This is a genomic window from Mucilaginibacter gossypii (assembly GCF_900100945.1).
GTDB classification, from domain to species: domain Bacteria; phylum Bacteroidota; class Bacteroidia; order Sphingobacteriales; family Sphingobacteriaceae; genus Mucilaginibacter; species Mucilaginibacter gossypii.
The window spans coordinates 560,589-579,818 of sequence record NZ_FNCG01000002.1 but is presented as its reverse complement, the minus strand read 5'-3'; the positions used below and the strand labels follow the sequence as shown (position 1 = coordinate 579,818).

12 protein-coding genes are annotated in these 19,230 nt (G+C 41.3%); 1 reads left to right on the top strand and 11 read right to left on the bottom strand.

The window, feature by feature from the left end:
- The first annotated feature begins 3 nt into the window (after positions 1–3).
- On the top strand, positions 4–1,461 hold the full coding sequence (locus BLS28_RS05950; protein WP_256337351.1) for an alpha-L-fucosidase: 1,458 nt from the start codon (positions 4–6) through the stop codon (positions 1,459–1,461).
- A gap of 304 nt (positions 1,462–1,765) precedes the next feature.
- Here BLS28_RS05950 and BLS28_RS05945 read toward each other — a convergent pair whose 3' ends face one another.
- From BLS28_RS05945 to BLS28_RS05895, 11 genes are all read right to left on the bottom strand, one after another.
- Positions 1,766–2,800 (bottom strand): LacI family DNA-binding transcriptional regulator, encoded by a 1,035-nt coding sequence (locus tag BLS28_RS05945; RefSeq protein WP_091163351.1) that lies wholly within the window; start codon positions 2,798–2,800, stop codon positions 1,766–1,768.
- Positions 2,801–2,833: 33 nt separating this feature from the next.
- Positions 2,834–4,351: a right-handed parallel beta-helix repeat-containing protein gene (locus BLS28_RS05940; RefSeq protein ID WP_176844380.1), complete on the bottom strand. Its 1,518-nt coding sequence runs from the start codon at positions 4,349–4,351 to the stop codon at positions 2,834–2,836.
- A 25-nt stretch (positions 4,352–4,376) separates the two neighbouring features.
- Positions 4,377–5,930 (bottom strand): right-handed parallel beta-helix repeat-containing protein, encoded by a 1,554-nt coding sequence (locus tag BLS28_RS05935; protein WP_176844379.1) that lies wholly within the window; start codon positions 5,928–5,930, stop codon positions 4,377–4,379.
- Between the two features lie 228 nt (positions 5,931–6,158).
- Positions 6,159–7,493 (bottom strand): IPT/TIG domain-containing protein, encoded by a 1,335-nt coding sequence (locus BLS28_RS05930; RefSeq protein ID WP_218134358.1) that lies wholly within the window; start codon positions 7,491–7,493, stop codon positions 6,159–6,161.
- 69 nt (positions 7,494–7,562) lie between these two features.
- On the bottom strand, positions 7,563–9,398 hold the full coding sequence (locus BLS28_RS05925; RefSeq protein WP_091163349.1) for a RagB/SusD family nutrient uptake outer membrane protein: 1,836 nt from the start codon (positions 9,396–9,398) through the stop codon (positions 7,563–7,565).
- A gap of 46 nt (positions 9,399–9,444) precedes the next feature.
- Positions 9,445–12,801, bottom strand: coding sequence for a TonB-dependent receptor (locus BLS28_RS05920; protein WP_218134357.1), 3,357 nt, complete (start codon positions 12,799–12,801; stop codon positions 9,445–9,447).
- 198 nt (positions 12,802–12,999) lie between these two features.
- Complete coding sequence (locus BLS28_RS05915) at positions 13,000–14,181, bottom strand: FecR family protein (protein WP_091163347.1); 1,182 nt, start codon at positions 14,179–14,181, stop codon at positions 13,000–13,002.
- A 158-nt stretch (positions 14,182–14,339) separates the two neighbouring features.
- A complete protein-coding gene (locus BLS28_RS05910; RefSeq protein ID WP_091163346.1) occupies positions 14,340–14,927 on the bottom strand; it encodes an RNA polymerase sigma-70 factor in 588 nt (195 codons plus the stop codon).
- A gap of 226 nt (positions 14,928–15,153) precedes the next feature.
- Positions 15,154–16,878 (bottom strand): DUF4091 domain-containing protein, encoded by a 1,725-nt coding sequence (locus BLS28_RS05905; RefSeq protein WP_218134356.1) that lies wholly within the window; start codon positions 16,876–16,878, stop codon positions 15,154–15,156.
- A 131-nt stretch (positions 16,879–17,009) separates the two neighbouring features.
- Positions 17,010–17,657 carry a carbohydrate-binding family 9-like protein gene (locus BLS28_RS05900; protein ID WP_091163344.1) on the bottom strand — a complete coding sequence of 216 codons (648 nt, stop codon included), beginning with the start codon at positions 17,655–17,657 and terminating at the stop codon, positions 17,010–17,012.
- Positions 17,657–18,784, bottom strand: a complete 1,128-nt coding sequence (locus BLS28_RS05895; RefSeq protein WP_091163343.1) for a phosphotransferase enzyme family protein — start codon at positions 18,782–18,784, stop codon at positions 17,657–17,659. Before BLS28_RS05895 ends, BLS28_RS05900 begins: the two co-directional genes overlap by 1 nt.
- Positions 18,785–19,230 lie beyond the last annotated feature (446 nt).

Genomic DNA, 19,230 nt, shown 5'->3' with positions numbered 1-19,230 from the left:
ACTATGAAAGCAAAACTATCAATGTATTATACCATCATGATCCGAAAACTTTTACCTTGCCTGTTTATTTTAGGATGCAGCCAGGCCGCATTGGCACAAAACGAGCATAAAATGTCAGATACGTACCAGCTTCCTAAAGATTCCCTGGTACGGCAAAAACTTGCCCGCTGGCAAGACCAAAAGTTTGGTTTATTTATGCACTGGGGGACATACAGCCAATGGGGTGTGGCCGAAAGCTGGACTATTTGCCCTGATGACTGGGTTACGCGTACCGGCCCCTATAGCGATGATTATTTCACTTATAAAAAAGCATACGAAAACCTCCAAACCACTTTCAACCCCGTCAATTTCAACCCCGAAAAATGGGTTAAAGCGGCCAAGGCTGCGGGGATGAATTATGTGGTATTTACTACTAAACATCACGATGGCTTTAGCATGTTTGATACTAAACAAACAGATTATAAAATTACCGACCCTAAAACTCCGTTTTCGAAAAATCCGCGAAGCAACGTAACCAAAGAAATATTCAATGCCTTCCGTAAAGACAATTTTATGATAGGGGCATATTTTTCCAAACCCGACTGGCATAATGAAAATTATTGGTGGCCTTACTTTCCTCCTAAAGATCATAATGTTAACTACGATCCGCAACGATATCCTGAGCGCTGGCAAAAATTTAAAGATTTTACCTACAACCAAATTGAAGAATTAATGACCGGTTATGGTAAAATAGATATTTTATGGCTCGATGGCGGCTGGGTAAGGCCATCTGTTACAAAGGACAACGACCCGCAACACTATAACCAGGATATTGACATGGCCCGGATAGCAAAAATGAGCCGCAGCTATCAGCCGGGTTTGATTATGGTAGACAGGACAGTGACCGGCGAATTTGAAAACTATACCACGCCCGAACAGGAAGTACCGGACAAGCCCTTATCCTACCCATGGGAAACCTGTATGACTATTGGCAAATACTGGAGTTATGTTCCTGATGACGAATTTAAGCCCAGCCGTCAATTGGTACAAACGCTGATAAAAATAGTTTCAAGGGGAGGTAACCTCTTGCTTAATATAGCCCCCCGACCGGATGGCGACTGGAATCTGATTACCTATCAAAGGTTACAGGACATTGCGAATTGGATGAAGATTAACGGAAAAGGAATTTACGCTTCCGAACCTGTTATACCTTATTCTGTTGGGAACATATATTTTACAAGGTCAAAAACAAAAAACACATTATATGCCTTCTGGCTATCAGAAAAAGATAATGTAACCCTTCCGGCCGAGGTAAGTTTCCCTGTAAACAATATTAAACGGATTAAAAAAGTAAGCCTGTTGGGCAACTCTGAAAAGTTAAAATGGGCCTATCAAAATGGGCAGTTAAGTATTCAAATTCCCAAATCTTTACAAAAGAGCAGCAAATTAAAGTATAGTGACACTTTTGAATTGGAATATTAAAGAGTATACAAACAACAAGCCTATCAACCTCTGCCTTATAAATTCAAAAAAACGAGGCGGTATGATGAGCCCCGCTTTTTTTGAATTTTTCAGATACTAAGCGATATATAGTGTTGGGTTGGATTTACTCTATTAACAAAGAGGGGTTAACAGGGTTAACACAATTCCGGGCCAACATTCACATATGTAGTTAACAATCAAATTATTGCGTGTAATTTCTAAAAAATATATAAACCCCTTTTTGTATAAATATTACCCGCTAATGCTTTATGCAAATCGAGATTGGGACTTTTATAACCTTATCCTATACATTGGTACGCCCTCTATGAGACACCATACTGGAATCAAATACCGCATGATAGAAAACCGGTGTTAACGACGCTTCACTGATGCGATCATCAATTATTTTAAAAAGTATTTCGGCCGCTTTTATGCCCTGCTTTTGGGGGAATTGTTCAATGGATGCCATTGGGGCACTATCCATAAAACTCCAAATAGGAGAATTTGCAAAACTGACAAAGCTAATATCGTGATTGGGAGCCAAATTATAGTTCTTCAACAACTTAATTGCATCGCGTGCCACGTAATCGTTAAAAGTGATAATAGCTGTAGGTTTATCAGCTAAAGATAATAGCCGCCGCATAGCATAAGTATTTTGCGCCGACGACAGATCCGAAGAGACTATCAGGTCAGTATTTACTGCTATCTGATATTTATCAAGCCCCTGCTTATAAGCATCCAGGCGCTCTTTACTTGCGGCCAGTTGCGATGGACCATTAATTAACCCAATACTACGATGCCCTTTTTCTATTAAACAATCAATGGCTTGTAACATTCCCGATTGGAGATTACAAGCCGAGTAATGAATATCTTCCATGCCGGGAATACGGTCAAAAAACACAACAGGAATGTTATATTTTTTCAATTGCTCAAACACTTCATAATTCGTGGTATTTTTGCTTATCGAAATGATAATGCCGTCTAACCGATGGGTTTTCATTGTTTCCAGGATACGTTTTTCCTTATCGGGGTTTTCTAACGATTGCCCAATAAAAACGTTATAATTTCTTTTGCTGGCGTAATCTTCTATCCCACTAAGGGCCGAAGAAAAAAACGCGTCAGAAAAATCCGGAACAATTACACCAATAGTTAATGTTTTTCGTTGTTTAAAAAATACAGCTGTTTGATTTCGCTCATAATTTAGTTCGCTTGCTACCTTATTAACCCGCATGGTAGTTACAAGGCCAATGCTGGGATGACCATGAAGAGCACGCGACACTGTTGAAGGGCTTACTTTTAAGCGTTTAGCTATCTCTTTAATTGTGGGAATCTTTTCCATTTTGTAATCAAGATTAAAAACAATGGGTATTGATTATTGATATGCCCCTTTACTTATCTGCTTATTTACGATACGCGTATTACCATCAAAATCAACCGTACCGTTAACGCCATCAGATATCACCTGCCCGCTATTTTTTGCTACTGACGATGATTGCAGGTGAAAATCAAGGCCGGATGTATTGACAAATAAAGGATCGGTGCCATATGTTGAACTGGCGTCTCCACCGCAGGCTGCCTTCCATAAGTTATAGTCGGTATAGGCCACGCCGTTCCAGGTCCACTGCGCGGGGCCTGTGGTGTAATACAGGTTATAATCTATGATATTACCCGATCCCCGGTTGGTATATTTATGAATAAACATATCTGATGCCCCGCCATAAATGATGTTATTTTTTATTACGTTATTGGTGCAATCTTCCCTGATACTTATCTCCCCTTCTATTTCGCCAAAGGCACCTAATGCCTGGTTGTTATTATACAAGGTATTGTTTACTATAGCCGAGTTGCTTGTACCACCGCCTGTGTAATTTAAATACCCACCCATATAGATCCCGGAGCACCAACAGTTAAATACCAGGTTATTCCTTATGGTAACATGATCGGTGGGGAAGCCATTGGTTTCGCTCACAACACCAATCCCCCTGTCTGTAACGGACACTTTGTTTTTTTCCACTACCACATTCCTGCCGCCGTCTACATAAATACCTATGGCGCCATGTCCACCAAGCGGTCCTCTTTTGCTTTCAATGTTATAGAGGGTGTTGCCGCTGATAACACCATTACGGGCATAGTTAAGCGTTGGATCGCTATTTGCGGCATAGCCTCCTGCTGCATCTATCCCAATATTTTGAGCATTATAAATGGTATTATTGGTGATGGTAAAACCGTCAACATAGCCATTGATGGTTAAATTTTCGCCGTACCCGGTTTTACAATCATGGATTGTGTTCCCGGTAACGGTAATATTAGTTACGGGATCGGTAGTATTCCCGATGATCAGTATAGCATTTCCACCTCCATTGAGCGGTAGCTGAGTATAATCAATACCGTATACCGTATTGTTTTTTATAATAATGTAGTCGGATCCACCTTCAACCATAATGGCTTTGGGATCGCCGGTTGCGGTTTTAAGATTGCGTATTTCAAAGCCATCTACAACTATATACTTTGCCTTATCAATGGTTACCAGGGCTTCCCTCCCATTAACACTAAAAGCACTACCGTCAATTATAGGTGTTTCCCCACGGTAAGCTTTCAACGTGATATACTTATCCATTACGCCAGATTTGGGAAATACAACCTTTTCGCTATATACTCCACCCCTTACCATTACGGTATCGCCGGGAATGGTATGGGAAAGCGCGTTATTGATAGTTTGAAAAGGCGCGTCAATTGTTCCTTTATTTGACTCTAACCCGTTGGCAGCTACATAATAAACATGAGTGCTCCCGGTAATTGTGACATTACCGCCGGGATCGTTCTTTTTACTGCAACCAAATGCCTGTATAGCAAAACCAAGCATTAAAAAAACATAGACATTACATTTCATAAGCATACTTTTTTAATTAAACATGTTACTGCTGTGCGCCTTTACTTATCTTATTATTTACAATGCGTGTATTTCCGTCAATATCTGTAGTGCCATTTATATCGGCAGAAATTACATTTCCGGTATTTTTTGCAGGAGAGGCCGATTGTATATGGAGATCAGGCGATGATGTACTCAACAAAAGAGGGTCCTGCCCGTTTGTTGAACCGGCATCATTGCCACTGAATGCTTTCCAGGCGCTAAAATCGGTATATGGAGCACCGTTAGTACTGTTCCAAATCCATTGCGGAGTGCCAGTAGTATAGTATAAATTATTGTCGATAATGTTATTGCTGCCTGTTGTGGTATACTTATGAATAAATACATCAACGGGCCTTGCATAAACTATGTTATTTTTGATCACGTTATCGTCGCAATGCTCCGTAAGCCTGATCTCCCCTTCAATTTCGCCAAAAGCGCCCAGTACACGGTTATTCTGATATAAGGTATTGTTTACTATGTAACAGTTTTTAGTTCCGCCGGATGTGTAGTTCAGATAGTCGCCCATGTATATACCTGTGCGATAGCAGTTATATACAAAATTATTTCGCACGATGGTGGTTTTGGTTGCATACACGTTGCTTTCACTTACCAGTCCTATCCCCCGGTCGCTGTTGTATACTGTGTTTCTTTCGATAATGGTATTAGCACCGCCGCAAACATAAATGGAGATAGCACCGTACCTGTCGGGGCCCCAGGTTTCCGGCGTCCTGGTCATGGTATTATCGTGAAAAATGTTATCACCTATCACGCCATTGCGGGCATAGTTGGTTGCTACGTCCCCTTTGGGGTTTAAACCATCACCACCGGCAACAATTATCCCGATGTTTTCTGTATCATATACTTTATTATGGCTAAAAACAAAGCCGTCAATATTACCGGCCAGCGTTACATTTTCACTTGTACCGGTCTGCGTATCATGTACAGTACAATGCGTAATAACCAGGTTAGTAATGGCAGTAGTTCCGTTACCAATTGCCAGTATAGCGTGTCCGCTTCGCCAGTCGTTCAGGGATGCGTTGTTCTTTATGTTATAAATGTTGCAGTTTTTGATAGTGATATCGTGCGAATTGCCATTGATGGCGATCCCTTCAGGATCGGTATTAAAAGTTGAGCTCGTGAAATTACAGATATCAAAGCCATCCAATGTTATATATCTTACATTGCTCAGTGTAACCAGCGGCACCCAGCCCGAAACTATTATTTTACTTCCGTCTATCACCGGCTTTTCGCCGGGGTAAGCCTTCAATGTGATCAACTTATCCATTGCCCCCGATTTAGGAAACACAACCTTATCATAATAGCTTCCACCTCTGACCATAACGGTATCACCGGGCAAGGCATGATCTAAGGCGGCATTGATGGACTGGAAAGGGGCATTGATTTTGCCCGAATTAGCATCAGAGCCGTTAACTGATACATAGTAGATATGTGTATTACCGGTTGAGACTATTACGTCATTACCTACCGTTTTTTTGCTGCAAGCCATTGCCTGAATGGCAAAAACATGTATTAAAAAGATATTTATATAATGTTTCATTAAATTTATTCTAAGAAAAATTGGCGTAGCCATTGTTTGACATGCATTAAGTTTATTCGCACTTAAAACCGCGCAGTACCTGCCCGTAGCAGAAACGTGTTTCTGCTACGGAGTACCCCTTAAATAAACCCAAACAATTATTAACTACTACTCATATTTATCCCGGACAACAAGGATATGTCTGGGTTGAAAAATAAACTGTGATAGTATTTTTAAAAAGGATCGTAATTATTCCGAAACTATTTTTCTTATCCGATTGTTGTTTTTATCCAAAACATACACGGTTCCATTCTTATCAACAGCAACACCGGTTGGCGCGCTGAAAAGCGCAGATCCTCCTATTGCGTCAGCATAACCTGCCGTACCGCTGCCGGCAAAGGTGCTCACATCAAAAGTATTAGCTTGTATAAAGCGGATACTTTGGTCGGGGTTGTAGCTTCCGCCGTCCCAGGTTCCATTGCCTGCCACATAAATATTGCTGCTATTGTCAACCGCGATGCCCCATGGATAAGCGAATTTTGCAGTTGCAGCCGCTCCGTTTAAATAACCCGAAACCCCAAGCTGCCCTGCAATGATACTGCCCTTCCAGTCGCCGGCATTAAATTTTCTGATAACCTGGTCACCATTAACCGATACGTATAAGTTGCCGGCTTTGTCAAATTTGATTCCAGCGGGATAGTTAAGACCGGATATCACCTGTTTGGTAGTCCATTGAGCTGATACCTGGTAGATGTTTCCGGGGCTGGAGCAGCTGGAGTAATAAATATAACCTGTGGTCCTGTCAACAGCAATGCTCCATGGCGATTGGTTTCCCCAAGCCCAGGTAGTTGCAGTACCATCGGGGCTTATTTTACGAATATCATAATTTCCCGGATCAACGGAATATACATTTCCCTGGGCATCAACGGCAACATCGTAAGGTAGGGAGAAATTTGCCGCGCCCCCTTTACCATCCGCGTAACCCGAAACCTGGGGATTACCGGCGAGTGTAGATACATTACCTGCCGTATCAATTTTCCTGATGCAGTGATTTCCGGGATCGGCAACATAAACATTCAGGTTGTCATCAACAGTCACCCCGCAGCTTCTGTACCAGCTTTGCCCGCTAAAATCAAACATAGCATCTGTTCCTTTACCGTTTGCAAAGCCTGCTTTACCTGATCCTGCCAGGGTGGTGACAGTCCTGGTATATTGGTATGTAAAATTATCGGTGCTTGTTGCGGTTCCTTTTCCAATAGTTACAACTATGGGCCCGGAACCTGCTTTCTTAGGCACCACTACCATCATTTGTTTGGTGTTGGCACCAATGACCTTCAGTTTGAACCCATTCAGGGTAACCGAAATTTGCGAGGTATCTGTTGAAAAGTTGGTACCGGAGATCAATACTTCGGTACCACCGCTACCTTGTGCTGGGATAAATGTACTAATACTGATAGGTGATGCAGGATCATGTGCAGGAACTTTTTCTTTTTTACAGCTTACAAAAGCTATCATTATAAAAAGCGCCCCGGCAAGCAGGTATTGATTGATGCCTTTTGCCAATATATTTATGAATGTTTTCATTTGAATAATTACGGTTTAATTATTTATTTCCAGACCTTTTAAACCCTGTCGGGTCAATAAGAGTCATCATTACCAACCAGGGTTTTGTACCAATGCCCTGTCACGGTCCAATTGGTACTGGGATATTGGGAATAGGTACATTTTATTGTTCCATACCCTTTTTTGAAAAAGCGTTTTGTTGTAAAGCCCGGTAAATGCAAATCCCAGGCCTTGATCGTCAGTGTTGACATTAAGGCCATAAATAGTCTGATTTTCATCGGCACCCAGTAACAGCCTTCTTACAAGGGTAAAGTATCGGTCGCTTTCAAAACAAAGCTCTACCTGGCGTTCCCTTAAAATATATTTCCGCATTAAATCCTTGTTTCCAACAGCTCCCGGATAAACTGTCTCTATGCCAGGCAAGCCTGCCCTTGTCCTGATCTGATCAAGATAAAGCACGACATTGGGGTTCGAAGGATCATATTCATTCAGGGCTTCTACATAATCCAATAATATCTCGGCATACCTGATCAATATAAACGGCCTGTAGTTGGTGGCATCCATCCTTATGTTATCGGCAGGACTTACATTTTTTAATACATCATATCCGGTAATATTATTACTTGCGCCGCTGGCTTTTGCACCGGCTTTACCGTTATAATAAAATTCAACCCGGCCTGTGCCGTCAATATTCGCTGCAGATGAATAATAGTTTTTATCATCAACAGTTGGCGCAGGCAATACCGGTCGGCCATTATACTGGATATAGGCATAAAACCGCGGTTCGCGATTAGCATACATGTTCCATTGCCCTTTGCTGTGCTCCCAATATTTTGCGCCATTACTTTGAGCAAAACTTGTAGCTGTATATCCCGAAAGCGGATCATCAATGGTGCGGCCATTATTCATATAAAACGCATCCACAACATTCTGGGTGGCATTGTACATGCTATATCCTCCCGGCCCCGGCGACACACATTTGGTATATCCCCAATAATTCCAGGAGTTTCTTGAAAATATGATCTCACTGTTCCAGTTTGTTAAGAAAAGGTCCCTGACAGACAGATAAGGATCAAACTGGGTTCCGCCATTATCCAGATTTGTAAATAACTTGTACGAACCAAGATCAATTACAACCTTGGCTGCATCGGCAGCTATTTTCCATTTGCCGGCGTCAAATACTGTGGGTGCCAGCGGGGTGCCATCCTGGTTTTTAAAAGAAGCAAATGATGGATTACCATTCCATAAGGGGCTTGCCGACAGTAAGGCCAGCTGAGCTTTTACAGCAAGGCAGGCACCTTTTGTTGGCCGACCGTAATTGCTGGTTGAAGGCCATTGCGCCGGTAAACCCGAAGCGGCCTGATCCATCAGTTGGTTAACATAATCCTTGCATTCGTCAAAAGACGCTCTCGGGTACTTATTGAAGTCATCATTTAAGCTTAACGTTTCCGTTACTTTCACCACCGGACCATATTGCTTTATTAACTGCCAGTAAAACCACCCGCGCAAAAACCTTGCTTCGGCTTTATATTGATTTTTTAGGCTGACACTTAGTTGGGTAGCAGGAACCTTATCAATATTGGCTTCAAAAATGAAAGACGACCGGATTCCGGTATAGTAGTTATCCCAGTAATCAAAATAGGCGTTTACCGGGCTCCAGTTACCCACAACCATTTGCCTTACATTGGTACCGGGGATGGATACCGACGACTCGTCACTTGCCCCCATCGCGCTGTAATCTCCCCCATCGGTTTGTTTGATATAACCATATATATTATATAAATACGATTCGGCATTAGCCCTGGTGCTCCAGATCAGATCTGATGTTAACAGGTTATCCGGTTTTTTATTAAGGTAATTACAGGACGATAAACAGGCACCCAGGAAACATATCCCAACTACCATTATTAGTATGTTTTTTTTCATTTGGCACACTTTAAATTCTTTTGAAACTGATTTAAATTCACGATTTCTATAACGCAACCCTTAATCCTAAGGCAAGTATTCGTACCGGTGGATAGCCTGCGCCGTTAGAGCCAAGCTCCGGGTCCCAAAGTTTGAATTTGGAGAATGTTAACAGGTTTTGCCCAGTTAAATAAAGGTAAACTGAGTTAATACCAGCCTTTGTAAAGGACAGCGGCTTAAGTGTGTACCCCAATGTTGCCTGTTTTAAACGAACAAAACTTGCGTCTTTTGACCACCATGTACTTGGCTGGTAATTATTACTGTTTTGATTAGCAATGCCCAAACGCGGATAGTAAACATTCTGATTCGGGTTATCAACTGTCCACCTGTTCTCAAGAATTGCAAGCATACCCGATGGATAAGTGCCCATGCCTGTAAATGGCACAATACCCGCGCCCTCTGCGCCTGCACCGGTTATAGAAGAACCGTTTGCCATGATAATTACATTACCGGTTCCCTGGAAGAAAAGAGAAAGATCGAACTTTTTATAGCCAACCGTAAAGCCTGCGCCATACAATATGGTAGGAATGTCGGATTTGCCTGTATAAACCTTGTCATAGCTGTTGATCACTCCATCGCCATTTACATCTTTGTACTTGATATCGCCGGGCCTTAACACAGCGCCAAACTGGGTAGGGCTTTTATCAACATCTTCCTGTGAGGTAAATAGCCCTTCTGCAACGTACATCAGGTTATCGCCATATTTGCGACCGGTGGCTTGTTGATAAGCATACAACTGTTTCGGTTCGTCCTGCTGTACAATTTTATTATTGTTATAAGTAAAATTGCCATACAGGCGCAAGCCCACCTTGCCGATATTGTCATTATACTCAATGTTACCCTCAATACCGTGGTTATTCATTTCGCCCAAATTGGCAAATACAACCCCGCTTACACCCAGTATCCCTGATAATGAGCTTCGCTGAACTAAAATATTTGTCCGTCTCTCTTTATAGGCATCAATAGTGATATTCAGTTTATTGAACAGCCCTATTTCCAGGCCAATATTATCTTTCCTGGCTTTTTCCCATGTCAGGTTCTCAACACCTATAACAGTTTCTTTAGTGCCTCCATATACAGTTCCGTTAAGGCCCAAGCCCACGGAGCCGCCACTGCCATATTGGTTGATATATGGGAACCTGGTGATTTGGTAGTGAGAGCCAATTTGGTCGTTACCTACAAGGCCATGAGAACCTCTTATTTTAAGCAGATTAAACGTTTTTGAAAAATCCTTAAAAAAAGGCTCCCTTGAAATTACCCAACCCGCAGAAACAGCCGGGAAAAAGCCAAATTTTTTGCCAGGCTCAAAGTTTTCTGAACCGGTATAGCCTGCATCAAATTCAAGCAAATACCTATCGGCATATGTATAGGTTGTTCTGCCGGCCAAACTCTGATTGTTATAAGGAATAGAGTTTATAACACTACCCGCTGTGCTCTGGACCCTTGACCTCATATTGTACAAAAGAAGCGCGCCAATATGGTGTTTGCCGAAAGACTGATCATAATTAATATTGCTTTCCAGGTACATGGTTTTTTCGGCAGATGAATACTGGGTATAACCCAAAAACTGGCTTCCATACCTCGACTGGCCAAATACAAGGTTACCCTGCGAGTCTCTTGATGAGGCTAAAAAAAGATCATTTGTCCCTGTTCTGCCATTGTCATTTTCGCTGTACGAATCAAACGAAAACCGAGCCATGGCGCTTAGTCCGTTGGTTATAGCATCCAGTTTCTGGTTAATGGAAAAAACAGACTGGATAGTAGGGCGAAACTCGCTGTTATAACCGGAATTTTGAATATCATTTACCGGGTTAGATCCGCCGTTATTATACGGACCGGCCCATTTGCCATCGGGGTATCTTATCGGGAACGCGTTGGGTGGGGTTAAGTATGATTCATACCAGATGGTTCCTGCCGAGATGCCGGGATAGCGGCTGCTTACCAGCATCGCATCCAGGTTCATGGTCAATAAGGTAGTTTTCGTGATATCAATGTCAAGGTTTGACCTAAAATCGTAACGCTTAAAGTTAAGGTTGGGGTTGTAGCCGTTTTGTTTGGTTACTTTATAACTTCCTTCCTGATCATAAAAAGAAGCAGAAACATAATACCTTACCGTTGAGGCACCGCCGGTTACATTTAAGTTGGTATTATAGCCGGGTGCCCAATTCTTATATACAGATTTTATCCAGTTTACATTGGGATAAAGGTATGGGTCTAACCCGCTTGCCGTTTTCTGGATAGTTTCTTCAGAATATGCAGCAGGGTTACCATCATTTGTAGTTGCTTCGTTATGCAACCTCATCCATGAAACGGCATCCAGCATTTTAGGGGTCCTGGTAAGGCCCGACATGGATGTTTCTGTCTTAAAGGAAATTTTAGGTTTACCTGCAACACCTTTTTTAGTGGTAATGATCAAAACCCCGTTGGCACCTTTGGCCCCATATACGGCGGTTGACGATGCATCTTTTAACAGGGAAATGCTTTGAATATCTTCTGGATCGATGTTGTTGTAAGCTCCACCATAAGTACTGTTCACGTCATCCCGCTGCACGCCGTCTATAATAATAAGCGGGTTTGAGTTACCTGTAAAAGTGCCAATGCCCCTGATGGTAAATGACGCGTTATCATAACCCGGCTCCCCGCTTCTTTGCATTGATATAACCCCGGCTACCTTACCTGCCAATGCATTAGATAAGGAGCGGTTTGGAGTTGTTATATCGGCAACATTCACCGTTGTAACAGCCCCGGTTATGGTCAGCTTCTTTTGTTTACCATAGCCTACTACCACTACCTCATTTATACCCTTGGTATCGTCAAGTAACTGAACGGTCAGGAAAGATGTTGCTCCGGTAACCGTAACTTCTTTGGCAATGAAACCGGCAAATGAAATAACAAGGGTGCTGTTATCATTAGCTTCAATGGTAAACCGCCCCTCGCTATCAGTTATTACCCCCTTATCAGTCCCTTTGATACGTACACTCGCGCCGGGTAAAGTGACACCTTTTGAATCAGTAACAACACCTGAAACTTTGATAGTAGGTACTGCCTGAACGGAGGGCTTAACAGGCGCAGGCTTAGGTTTTATAATTATTGTTTTCTCTTCTATGCTATAGATAAACGGCTGATCCGAAAGTGCCAGTTTCAATACTTCTTCCAATTCTGTATTCCGTACATTGATACTAACCGGATTAGCGTCTTTAATCAGCTTTGAGTTATAAAAAAAATCGTACCCGCTTTGCTCTCTTATTTCTTTAAGCACTTTTTCTAACGGAGCATTTTTTTCTGACAATGTAATTTTTTGTGCATAGCTTTTAGCACTCACCTGAAGTATTGTTGCTAATAACAATATGATCGATAATTTCATGATCAACAGTGCTTTATTTTTTATACGGGGGATTGTGTATAAACTTATTTCATAACATTTCATACATTTGAACTTGTTTTGGGTTTAATCTGTAATTGGACTACGAATTTAATTTCATGGCAAAGCCCTAACTTTCCGGCCGGAAGTGTTCCACCACTTCCGGCTTTCCTTTTTAGGCTACCTTATGCTGGGTAATGATCACGGCATAATGATAACCCTCCTTCCTTCGATCCTGGTTTTTACGTTCCCTGTCTGTTCAATTATCTTCAATGCCTGCGCCAGGTCCTTTGAACGCGACACCATCCCTCCAAATCTTAAATTATCCACATTGCCCTGGTATTCTACCTCAACATTATACCAGCGGGCAAACTTGCTCATAATGCTTTTCAAATCTTCGTCGGTAAAAAGGAAATAACCATTTTTCCAAGCCACAACCTCTTCGGTGTTAACCGGTTGTACCGAAATTGTGTTATTTGCGTAATTGATATCAGATTGCTGACCTGGTTTCAGTAATTTGGATTGATTGGCCTTGAGCGCAGATACCTTAACCGAGCCTTCTAATAAAGTAGTTTTAACCGAAGTTTCGTCCGTATAAGAGCTGATATTGAAGTGTGTACCCAAAACCTCCACCATCTGCTGGTTACTGATAACCTGAAATGGTTTATGTGCATTTTTAGCAACTTCGAAGTAAGCTTCTCCTGCTAATTCAACCTTGCGTACTGCACTATCAAAATTTGTAGGATATTTGAGTGAAGATCCGGCATTTAACCAAACCTTAGTGCCATCGGCTAAATTAACCTGGTATTGCCCTCCCTTTGGGGTTTCAATAACATTGTATTCGGGCAAACCCGGAGCAGTGGCATGAGATGCAGAGTTTTCAACTGTGTAAACCAACTGACCATTTGCCGCCTTAGATACTTTTGTACCCGATTGTTTGGCCAGTTCGCCGGACGCGGCATCATCCAGGGTAATTTTTGAACCATCGGCTAAAGTTAGTAATGCTTTATTTCCTCCCGGGGCAATACTGTGCTTGTTTACGGGATAGATACTATTTTTTGCGATGAAATATGAGCTGTTATGCTTCATGTAAAAAACCAATGAAGCCGACGCGATCAGCAATGTTGTGATAGAGGCTGCCACAAACCACCTCCTCAGAAAAATCATTTTTTTAGGTGCAGATTCACGTTTTTTTATCTCCGATAGTATCTTGCTGTACAACTCGTTCTTTGTTACATTCTCATCGCCCATTTCAAGCTCATCCCATTGCAGCTTGTTTTTTTGGAGTGTATCATAATAGCTTAGCAACCGGGCCTCCTCTTCGGGGGTAGCCTCGTTTGATAAGTATTTGTTTATTAAGTTTATCAGTGTTTCTTTTTTCATTTGGGTAGTTATTGTATGTAAGTAACCCTAAACAGGCCATACCCCCAAAGAATAATAAAATATTTCTACAGCATTAAGGAATCATGAAATTTTGGAGAGTAAAACCCGTAATAATATCTAAGGAAGGGATAAATACAACCAGATACAGGTAAAAAAGCTTAAAACCAACGCCCGCATAACATAATGGCGGCTATGCAAACAAAATCGCCCAATGTTTTACGTAAACGGTTCAGGGCTACAGTCAGTTGGTTTTCGACTGTTTTTGGCGCGATACCCAGCCGTTCGGCAATTTCTTTGGTTGATAAGTGTTCTTTGCGGCTCATAATAAAAATCTGGCGGCATTTTTCAGGTAACTCAGCAACACCTTGTTCCAGCAAACGGTTAATTTCTTTTTCAGACAGGAGCTCCTCGCCGCCGTTATTGCTAAAAAGCTCCTCCAGCCTGTTAAAAAGATCCGCTCTTACTTTACCCGAACGGATAACATTAAACACCTGGTAACGAACAGATGTATATAAATAGGCATTTAACGAAGTGAGTTTGAGATTGGCCCGTTTCATCCACAGGTTTACCAATACTTCCTGGGTTACATCTTCAGCTACCTGGCGATCTCTGATGATGTTATATGCTGAAAGATAAAGCTTTGACCAATATTTATTATAAATACGTTCAAACGCCCCAAGGTCATTTTCCCTGATCAATGCTATAAGATCCTCATCCGTCATCAGCTGAATTTCCAGGCTATTCATTCTGCATTATAAAATTTATAATTGGCATCATCCAAAGAATGTACTTATTATCGATTATTGATTTTAACTTTTTAAAATTAAAAAAGCTATTTCTTAAGGGCTTGGTGTAAGCCATTTATATTAAGCTTTTCAAAATAATCAGAAGGTATAAATAAAGTCAAAAAAAAACTGAAAATGAAAGCGGGCAAACAATAAATATAAATTATTAAAACGTTTTTTTTGTGATTTATAAGCTATTCAGTCGATCCTGCGCGACCTGAAGTGTTTCGGCAGCAGTCTTATTTTTCAACTCTCCAATGTCAAAACCTTCCAATATATTTTTTAGCTGAAGTAATTTATCCTGCTGGTTATTTTTTATAAACCGTTCCTTTAAAATATTAATTTTTTCAAAATCCTGGATGCCCTCGATCAATCGTTCCAGGCGAACAGAGGACCGTGGACCGGGATAAACCAGGTAAGCATCGCCCGATGACCATGCCCCAAATCGTGTATCACGTAAAGGATCTTTGGTCCAGCAATTGTAAGCCCATCTCAAATACCCGTCATATCCTTTATATGCGGCATGCCATGCCAGCCAAACACACTCGGCCGGGGCCGAAAAACTGAAGGTATTGGGATACCCTTCTGTGCAGCAGGTATAATAGGTGGTATTTAAACCCGATTCCCTGCGCAAACGAATTGTTGCTTGATCCATTAACTGGTTTGACGCCACACTATAATCAAACAAATCTTTTTCAATTTCCGGATGATAATTGCCCGCTAACGAAATCTTAAAATTTTTATCAGCGCTTTTTATTAACGCTATAGCTTTTTGCATATCGGCCATGGATCTTTCGTCCATAGCTATAGTGGTTTTATTAAACCATCCTTTTTCTTTAAGATGGCGGGCAAAATCCATCAGCATTGGGCGCCAATGTGCCTCGTACTCTGCCGAGCCGGGTTTAGCCACGATCATCGTGTCTTTTCTCAGGGCTTCGTCATAGTAGTAAAACTTTAGATTCCAGGGAATCATACTATAGCAGTTGATTAACTTATTAATCCCCAATGACATCATAAAAGACACCCACTTATCAAATACTGAATAATCGTACCCCCATGAGCCATTCTTATTTTTTGTCCATTTTATCATCGATCCGTAAATATCATAGGTTTGGCTATTCCACGGATCATGAATGAGTGTGGTAGTAATTGCTTTCTGCCCGGCATTTGCCAGCATTTTCATGTAAGGGCGCATTACATAAAAATGTTGCTTTGACCATGGCTTTACACCATACACCCGGGCCACCGAATAGGGATTTTGCCACAAGTCAAGGTGAAATTTCCAGTGCTCCGGTGCAGGCAAGGTATGATTAAGCACTTGTATAGCGTAATGTAAAATTAAAGGCGGTGCATTTTTCCCTTCAATTACCTTCACATTCCCCCTGTAAAGGCCTTCAATAGCAGTAGCCGGTACACTCACACTTAACCAAACCGGCCGGGTTGTATTTTTACCTGCCGGAAGCATTTTTACAGGGTCAATAACATCCTCAACAAGGCTGGAATCATGGCCGGGCAATATACCACAGCCACCGCCTTCGTTGTTTAACCCATCGGCCATCACATAACGTACAAAACTCGCGTTTATATTTTGTTCGGGGATTTCATGCCCTTTACCATCTTTAAGTTTACTCCATATAAAGCTTAGTTGTTTCAGATTCCGGGTTGTCCATATCAGGAATTGAGTATGCACTTTTTCTCCTTTCCAGGCTTTGGTTTTCCATTGAGCCTGTAAAGGAGATATGGCAGGAGCATTATGTTTATCATAACGTATATTGGCGGTAGCGAAACTTACATAAACTCCGGGTTTCAGCGAACTCCAGCTTGCCTGTTTTACAGGTTTGGGATCCGGAAGCTCCTGGTAAGTTTCATCAACTTTAACCTGTGCCAAAGCCACTGCACTATATAATAACATTATTAATATAAGTTTTATTCTCATAAAATCGTCGTTTTTCCGGGATCTACATTATCAATAATAAAAACAAAAAACTCTGTGCTATTACCTTGCAAATAACTTCAAACACATATAAATGCCGCATGGCTATGTTAAGCTTCAAGCTTTATTTCCCCAAAAAACTCCGGGTGGTGAAAGTCAGGGTCGTCGCATTCAATATTATGCCACGTTAAAAAGTGTGGCTCAGGTAGTTCATCGCCACATTTATAAAAATTAGCATGACATTGTTGTCCTTTTAATGATGTAAATGAATGATGATAAAACACATCCAACGGTAACATCAGGGTAAGCTCCCAGCTAATATCGCCATGCCCAATATTTGTTTGCTGTGTTAACCGCACCTGAGACTTTATAAGCCGTATTAGCTTTTCAGGTGATAACTCGCGATTTTCCCTGCCCCTTCCGAACCCAAGCGAACAAGTGCCGATACAGTTAAACCCGAAATTGTAATACTCCAGTTCGGTACCAAAGCCAATGAAAAACTCCACACAGCTATCCTGGTGAACAGGTTCATTAGGTTTGTAACAGGAAGCTTTTATCGCTTTTTCTTTTACGTAATATTTCAACATAAAACAATCGTTGCTGTAAGCTATCGCAAAATGAACATCGGGTTTGTAATCATAATCGGGCCATGGTACAATTCCAACAAGGTGCTTCTCCTGCTCGTCTAACAAAACAGACATGTGTTCAATAGGACTGCTTTTGTCCATATCTTCTAAAAATGCTACTGTAAGTTCCATTATTTAATTTCGGTTGTTATCTGTATGTACTTTTTTGCAGTGTTATGAATTATCTGATCAAAAACGTCGTAATTTTTTTCAAGCTTACTAAGCAGCTCGAACTGCGCCCTGGCTCGCTGTAAATTATGTTCGGGAGAGTGGATCTTGTAATAAACATCCCCTTCTATATAATCCGTCAGGAAACGCACACCCTGCATATAGGGTATTAATAAAACTCCCATCGAAAGCGATTTAACTTCTGTATCTGACAAAAAGCTACCGGCGTATTCAAAATACCCCGCTGCATAAGCTTTAAATAAGGGGATGTTTAGCTCTATTTTAGTAACATCCTGCTCATCCTCGGGCGCGGTATTGATGATAGTGCGGATGGCATCGCCAAAATCATATGCCACATAGCCTGGCATAACTGTATCCAGGTCAATTACACATTGTTCATGATCATTCATATCAAGCAATATGTTGTTGAATTTGGTATCGTTATGAATAATGCGCAGCGGCAATTTCCCTTCCTTTCCCAAATTCATGATAGTAGCCATCTGATCTGCTCTTTCAATTATAAACGACAACTCAGTCAAAACATCCTTAATCCTGTTCTTCGGATCGTCCAATACCGCTTTGTTTAAACGATCAAGCCTCATGGTGATGTTATGAAAGCCTGGTATGGTTTCGTAAAGTAATCCGCTATCAAGATCTGACAACAGTAACTGAAATTTCCCAAATGCTTTGCCGCCTTCATAAGCTTGCTGCTCGGTTAATACCATGTCATAACTCTTGGTATCCTTCAAAAAACAATACATTCTCCAGTAATTACCTGTTTCATCACAAAAAAAACACTGTTTGTCTTTAGCTGAAACTATTGTCAGTACTTCTTTATCGGGGTTTGAACCAGGAATGCCGGTCAATTTTTCTTTTAAATGATCTGTTACTAATTGTACATTTTTCATCAAAGCCGGAACGTTTTCAAACACGTGATGATTGATTCGCTGAAGCAAATACCCCGGCAAACCCGGGTTTGCATTTTTTAAATGAAATGTATCGTTTATGTGCCCGGACCCATACGGAATAATAGCTGCGACATTTCCTTCAATGCAAAAATTGGATACTATTTCAGAGATATTATATGACATTTATTTTTCGTTTATACGTTGAGATCAGCAAAATGTTTACGAACACATTAAATTAGCATAAACACCTTGATACAAATATAATTATATTAGTGTGTTCGCACACATTTTGTTAATTTTTTGTTACTATTTTTTTCATGAGGATAATGCACCGGAAAAACCTTCGGGTTATATAAATGAAACAGATTAATCAGCGAGAACTTATCGGCGGATACCACGCTGAGCTGAGCCCCTCTGGTTGTGCACAAAAAATGTTATTAAAAAGTTTTTTGCGTACAAGGACACTAAGCCGCAAATGGGAAACTTAAAAGCATAGCGCCGTTGTGAGAGATCAAGTAATTTATTGTACCTTTTTTTCTTAACCCATAAAAATTGGGCTTTGGCAGAAAAGGATTTGACTGGGGTTTGAACCGGATAACCGAACAATGGCGGATACAGACCTGTGAATG